5 protein-coding genes and 2 pseudogenes are annotated in these 5,961 nt (G+C 59.3%); 2 read left to right on the forward strand and 5 right to left on the reverse strand.

Going from position 1 to position 5,961, the window contains the following annotated elements; translation table 11 throughout:
- Positions 1-128: 128 nt before the first annotated feature.
- Positions 129-759 (reverse strand): annotated as a pseudogene (locus FSO04_RS44735) (DEAD/DEAH box helicase); the annotation flags it as partial.
- Between the two features lie 51 nt (positions 760-810).
- A complete protein-coding gene (locus FSO04_RS44740) occupies positions 811-1,347 on the reverse strand; it encodes a hemerythrin domain-containing protein (protein WP_154567765.1) in 537 nt (178 codons plus the stop codon).
- A 320-nt stretch (positions 1,348-1,667) separates the two neighbouring features.
- Between FSO04_RS44740 and FSO04_RS44745 the strand changes: the two genes are divergently transcribed.
- On the forward strand, positions 1,668-2,603 hold the full coding sequence (locus tag FSO04_RS44745; protein WP_233465451.1) for a hypothetical protein: 936 nt from the start codon (positions 1,668-1,670) through the stop codon (positions 2,601-2,603).
- Positions 2,604-2,838: 235 nt separating this feature from the next.
- Here the strand turns inward: FSO04_RS44745 and FSO04_RS48125 are convergent, their stop codons facing one another.
- The 3 genes and pseudogenes from FSO04_RS48125 to FSO04_RS44760 form a co-directional block, all read right to left on the reverse strand.
- The gene (locus FSO04_RS48125) at positions 2,839-3,117 is read right to left on the reverse strand and encodes a response regulator (protein ID WP_233465452.1); all 279 of its coding nucleotides are present in this window, start codon (positions 3,115-3,117) and stop codon (positions 2,839-2,841) included.
- Positions 3,118-3,628: 511 nt separating this feature from the next.
- The gene (locus tag FSO04_RS44755) at positions 3,629-4,147 is read right to left on the reverse strand and encodes a phasin family protein (RefSeq protein ID WP_154567767.1); all 519 of its coding nucleotides are present in this window, start codon (positions 4,145-4,147) and stop codon (positions 3,629-3,631) included.
- A 152-nt stretch (positions 4,148-4,299) separates the two neighbouring features.
- Positions 4,300-4,716: pseudogene (locus FSO04_RS44760) on the reverse strand (manganese catalase family protein); the annotation flags it as partial.
- 635 nt (positions 4,717-5,351) lie between these two features.
- On the opposite strand from FSO04_RS44760, the gene FSO04_RS44765 reads away from it, so the two are divergent.
- On the forward strand, positions 5,352-5,789 hold the full coding sequence (locus FSO04_RS44765; protein WP_154567769.1) for a response regulator: 438 nt from the start codon (positions 5,352-5,354) through the stop codon (positions 5,787-5,789).
- Positions 5,790-5,961 lie beyond the last annotated feature (172 nt).

Raw genomic sequence — 5,961 nt, forward strand, 5'->3', positions numbered from 1 at the left:
GCTCAGAAGGGACGAGGTAGCAAACTGCACTGCCATCGTCCCACTCAAGGGGAGACATTCCATGACCGGTATCGAAGACGCCGCCTCCGGCCAACCACCTGCTACCGCGTCAGCGGTTTCGTTCAACGCAGGTTATCCCGCAACGTACCCGTGCGGACCACGCGCGGATCGCGCATCCGCAACAAACGCGTGATGTCGTCCAGCGCAGGCGGAGTCGCGGTCGCAGTCAGCGCAAGCACCGGCGGTTGGCCGAGCGCCTTGACGGCGCAGGCAATCTCAAGAAACGCCGGCCGGAAGTCGTGGCCCCATTGCGACACGCAATGCGCTTCGTCGACCACTACCAGACCCATGTTATGTCCTGCACCCGCCCGCAATACCTTCATGAATGCGGGGCCGCTCCAGCGTGACGAAGATGATGCCGCTCTTCCCGTCCAGAATGCGCTGCAACGCCTCCCGTTCATCGCGGCTGCGCAACGTGCTGTTGACCAACGTACACTCGATGTCCGCCGCCAGCAGTTTGTCCGCCTGATCCTTCATCAAGGCGATGAGTGGCGACACGACGAGCGTCGTACCGTCGAGATGTAATGCCGGTAATTCATAACAGAGGGATTTGCCGGCGCCGGTCGGCACCGTCGCAAGTGTGTCACGCCGCTCCAGCACGCTGCGAATGATGTCCTCCTGGCCGGCACGCAATCGGGCGATGCCGAACATGTCACGCTTCGTCTTGCGCACGCCGCGAAGCCGCTGCTTCAGCGTCATGAACTTTTTATCTCCGGTTGGCGTGCGCGATCTGCTATTGCGCTGCAGGACTCAGAGCATCTCAGTCTTGTCGCCTACCGATCCGCTGCCCACTGCATCGAGCTTGCTTTGCAACTCCGCCTTGCGTTTTGCCAGCTTTTCGCCGAGTGCGCGGAGATTGCATTTCGACTTGCGCAGTTCCGGGAAGAGCTCCTCCTCTTCTTCCTCGACATGATGGCCCACCATCTCGCTCATCACCTTGAAGGTCGCGTCGAAGCCCTTGTCGCAAGGTTTCAGCGTTTCAAACTTCGCGATCAGCGTCTTGACGAGGAAGTGCTCGATATACGCTTCGTCGACGTCGATCTTGTCGCTGTCGGCCAACGCCTCCTGTGCGGCCGGATAAAGCAGCTCCTCTTCGAGTATCGCGTGGATGGATAGCTCTTCGCAGGCGCGCTGCACAAGCGCCGACCTCGCGTCAAGGTCGTCGTCGCCGACCTTCCCGAACGCCTCGAACAGTTTTTCAACTGAACGATGCTCCGCTTCAAGAAAGGCCAGTGCATCGTGCGAGCCGGATCCGGTCTTGGTCTTGTCCTGTTTCGTCGCTTCCATACTGATCTCCTCGGTCATGCGGTTGGCTGCTACGGGTGAATGCTGCGGTAGAACGCTATGTCGAGCAAACCCCATGCCTACCACCTGACGGGCCAGTACGCAGAGTCGGGAAACGGAACGTGGAAATACGGACGAGACGACACCCTGATCTGGCGTCAGTCACGTCCACACCAAAACGCGCATCACAGACGGCTGCCGGGCACAAGCGGCACAAAAAATGCGACATACGCAGGCGATTTGCTACAGCACGGCGTCGCAGTGATGCCGAACGGGTCGGCATATCGACAATGGCGGTATCAACAAGTTCATGGAGGCTGTCAATGAACAACACAAGAGATCCAGCAGACTATACGCTGGCCACGAATGATCCTGCGCTGCTAGTCCGTCAACACGAGGCCGCGCTCTCATGGGGAGCCGTGTTCGCCGGCGGCGTCGGTGCGGCCGCGTTCGCGCTCATCCTGCTGACGTTAGGCACCGGCCTCGGCCTAACGTCGATTTCCCCGTGGTCATCGGGCGCCTCGAATGCGAAAGCGTTCGGTGTCGCCGCTGTAGTATGGGTATGCGTCACCTCGATTCTCACGTCAGGATTAGGTGGCTATCTGGCGGGACGGTTACGCAGCCGCTGGCTGGCCGTCGACGCCGATGAAGTCCACTTCCGGGACACGGCGCATGGTTTCCTGAGCTGGGCCGTGGCGACGCTCGTTACCGCCGCCATACTGACATCGGCCGTGTCGGGCACCGTGCGGGCCGGCGCGCAGACCGCCGCGACAACCGCCGCGGCAGGCGGCTCCATTACGATGGGGACGATGCAACGCGGCAATGCAGAGGCCGCGACGAATACGTGGCCGCTCGGCTACTTTGTCGATTCGCTGTTCCGGATGCCCGCCGGTTCGTCACTCGCGGCCCCCGCGACCGTAGCCGGCGGCAACGAGATGCCGCGTGCGGAAACGGCACGAATCTTCCTTAACAGCGCGGCAATGGGCGATCAACTGTCGCCGGAAGACACTGCCTATTTAGGCCAGCTTGTTGCGCAGCATACTGGCCTTACACCAGAAGCTGCAAAAGCTCGTGTGGTGACCACCTACACACGCCTGCTGCAGAAAATCGCTGCCCTCGATGCTGCCGCTAAGGATGCCGCCGACAAAGCACGCAAAGTCACAATCGGCGCATCGTTGTGGTTATTCATCTCGCTGCTGATGGGCGCATTCTCTGCGAGTCTGATGGCAACTCATGGCGGCCGCGTGCGCCAGCTCTGATTGAAACTTCAATTCATTTACCGAAGGAGGTGTTCATGCGCTCAATTCTTCTTTATATGCTCGGGGTACCCATTCCCATCATCATTCTAATCGCGCTGTTCTGGCATTAGGCGCCACCGTGCCGCCGATCGCGGGGCGTATCCTAGCGTTCGGCGACAGTGAACGACGAAAAGGTCGCAATTGGCGAGCCGCAGTTGAGCGCGTCGCGTTCCTTTTGACACCACGTTACTGTCGATCAACCAGGTCTAGGCCGGGATAGGGTCGGCACCAGCTCCGAGGTGGACGGCACGAACTGAAAGCCATCGACCGATTCATGGCCGAGCAGCTTGAGGACCATGCCTTCGAGCTGGGTTAGCTCAGCAGGCTTGCGGCAGACGGCGTCGAAACCAACCTCCTTCATTTCCTGGATGTAGTCGGCGGTACCGAATGCAGTAAATGCCAGAAGAGGACTCTTTCCGGTCGTCCCGATTCCCCGGAGCGCCGCTGCGACGCCTGATCCGGATAGGCCGGGCATGGCGACATCCAGAACAATGCAATCAGGTGTCCATGCCTTCGCGTCCCTCGGGGCGTCCGACCTGTGGTAGACGGGTTCGCACCCTCATGCCGCCGACTTGCAGGTATGCGCTCAGAGCGCCGGCCGACGGGCACGAATCGTCCACGACAAGCGAGTGGACAGGCGCCCAGTTCTAGAGGCGCCTGTGCTGGCCTGCGGTCGGATCTTCCCGGCATTCCCGGTTTTCGAAGCTCGATTTCATGGGTTTTCTCTCGCTATTGGCTCGTTGGCATAGGACCGCTACCAACTGTGAGCGCACCAACCGCTCACTCACAGCGGCCGTTCCGTCGACTCGTCGCAGGCGAACAAGCTGTGCGCAGCGACATAACTGCTCCGCAGGCCGTACCAGACCGCATGGCGGCTAGCAATTCTTGCTCGACCGCCGTGCAACTCGACAGCTCGCGCAGTAGCGCGCTCCTAACCTCACGCGTCTACGCCGACGGAATGAAGCGATGCACGCCCGCCGGCCGATTCAATCGTTGTGCAAGTCGCCCCTTGCATCGTCCGAAGAAACCAACTTACCCGAACTGTCCACGATTGCAACCCGCTCGGCGTCGCCAGTCGCCGGTTGCGCCATGACAAGCAGGCTCGACCCGCCGAGCCGCTCCAGAGCGGCGAATCCGACTGATGTGACGTCGAACATCTCCGCGAACGGCTGAAGCGAACCTCCGAAGTGCTCCTCCATTACCCCGAAGAACCCGTCTCGTGTTTGAACCGCAATGTCCTCGACATGCCGCCAGTACGCGAAGGTCTTTTTAACGGAGGCCGGGAATTGCTGCGACTGGAGATCAATTACCTCACTGAGGGATCGGGCAGAAAGTGCCGCGTCGGCCAACGCCTGCTGCTCGGACAATGAGGTTTTCACAGTCTGGACATTCAATTCGACAATTCTCTCAATACCGGCAAAGACCTTCGTAGTGCAGTCGAAGGCTGCTTCGACGACAGCGTCCCGTTGACGCGGGGAAAGCTGGTTCATGGTATCAGGGTACATAAAGGCTCCGTTGTGGTGAGGCGCGCACAGCGCCGTGATACGGCATCTTGGGGCGACCTGTTCGCCCCCGCTCGCACTGCGCTGAGACCGAACAGGTTCCGCCGTCGCCGGTGTAGAGGTGCCGGCGACCTTGATTTCTGCTGCTAACGCTTTTACTTCGATACGGCTGTATCCTTCCCGGCGCCCAGGTCGGCACCGGTGACCGGATTGGTTTCAGTTGCAAAAGCCGTTCGCGATGCCATCGCACTCAACATCTCGACTTCATTTTCAGACACCCGAACATTTGCGAGGCCGTCGCCACCGTCGACTGACGGTTCCGGCATTTCGACGAACTCCCAGCCCGGTCCTTCATTCCACGGACCGCGCGGCGCGTCGTCTCCGTTGGACATGTTGTAGTAGACGTTGGTGAATTCTGGGACGCCCGGCAACTTGCCTTGCGGGAAGTTTGGCTGGATCGAGTGCAACGCCTTCTCGAACGATTTCTGGTGTGCGATCTCGCGGGTCACCAGAAAGCCGAGAGCTTCCTTGAAGCCTGTATCATCGGTCACATTGATCAGCCGTTCGTAGACGCCTCCGACTTCGCATGCATCGTGCCTGGGGAACAGAATTGTTTGAGCGGATCCCTCCCGGTCCCGCTTAAGATCGGTCTACCTATGCGAGGCTTCGACGGCCAGCGGTTCGCATGCATGTGAGTCAAGACTTATCCACTTGCGTTGCGGACAGCACGAGTTACCCACAAAATCTGTTCACAAATCTGTGCATAACTCGTCCGAAGGTGTCCACCCGATAGACCAGCGTCACTGTCGGCATACCGGCTCAAGCCGGCGCCCGCGTAACTGCTAAGCCGCGGACGTTGTGGTATCGACCGGAAAGGCCGGCCTTTTGAATTCATAGAGAAACTTTTCGTAGCCTGCTTGCACGCCGAGCGCGTCTGACCTTTGTCAGATAATTCCGTGTCCAAGCAGACAGATTCGCGGCAGATATCGGAGGAGCGAGCGACGCGCTGTATCGGACAGAAACGAAAGCAGTGCGGTGACGTTCACATCGCCAGCAGGCAGATTGAGACGGAAAAACGCTGGACACCGTTATCGGGCTTTGGCCTTGCGCAAGCTTGACGCTGGGCAACGCGCGATGAAGCGACACAACTCTGGAAAGTTGACAGGCATATTCGTTGCGGAAATCAGGTTGCCTCCGGACTACTTACATGTCTACTATCCTGCTCGTCGACGATGAAGTGGATTCGCTGTGGCTGCTTCAGATTATCCTGGAGGGACGCGGTTACCGCATACTCCTCGCGGAAGGCGGGGAGGCAGCCCTCGACAAGGCAGCGCGGTACCTTCCCGATTTGATAGTCACGGACTGGAACATGCCAGGTATGGACGGAATTGCCTTGTGCGAACGGCTGAAGTTTTATCCCGCACTTGCCCAGATTCCCGTGGTCATGGCGTCCGGTCGCGTCCCGCCAAAAGAAAAATCCACGCTGTGGAATGTTTTTCCTTCCAAGCCCGTCGACGTGGATGCCCGGGAATCCGCCATTGACTCGCTGTTGGCGAAGCGTTTGTCCAGTCCTCAAACCCGCGTGAATGTGCCCGCGCCGGCAGTTTCCCGGTGGCAACCAATATCCTCAAAACTTTGGGCGTAGTTAGCAGTATTCGCAGCTGTGACTGGCGGTGGGGTTCAGGAAAAACTGAAGTTGACCCAGAAAAACGGACATCTATCCTTTGGAGAAGGAGGTGCCGATTATGGGCAAGCATCGTACCCCGTACCCGGCGGAATTCCGGGCGCAAATGGTCGAGCTGGTGAAGGCTGGACGC

This window comes from Paraburkholderia madseniana (genome assembly GCF_009690905.1).
Classification (GTDB): Bacteria; Pseudomonadota; Gammaproteobacteria; order Burkholderiales; family Burkholderiaceae; genus Paraburkholderia; species Paraburkholderia madseniana.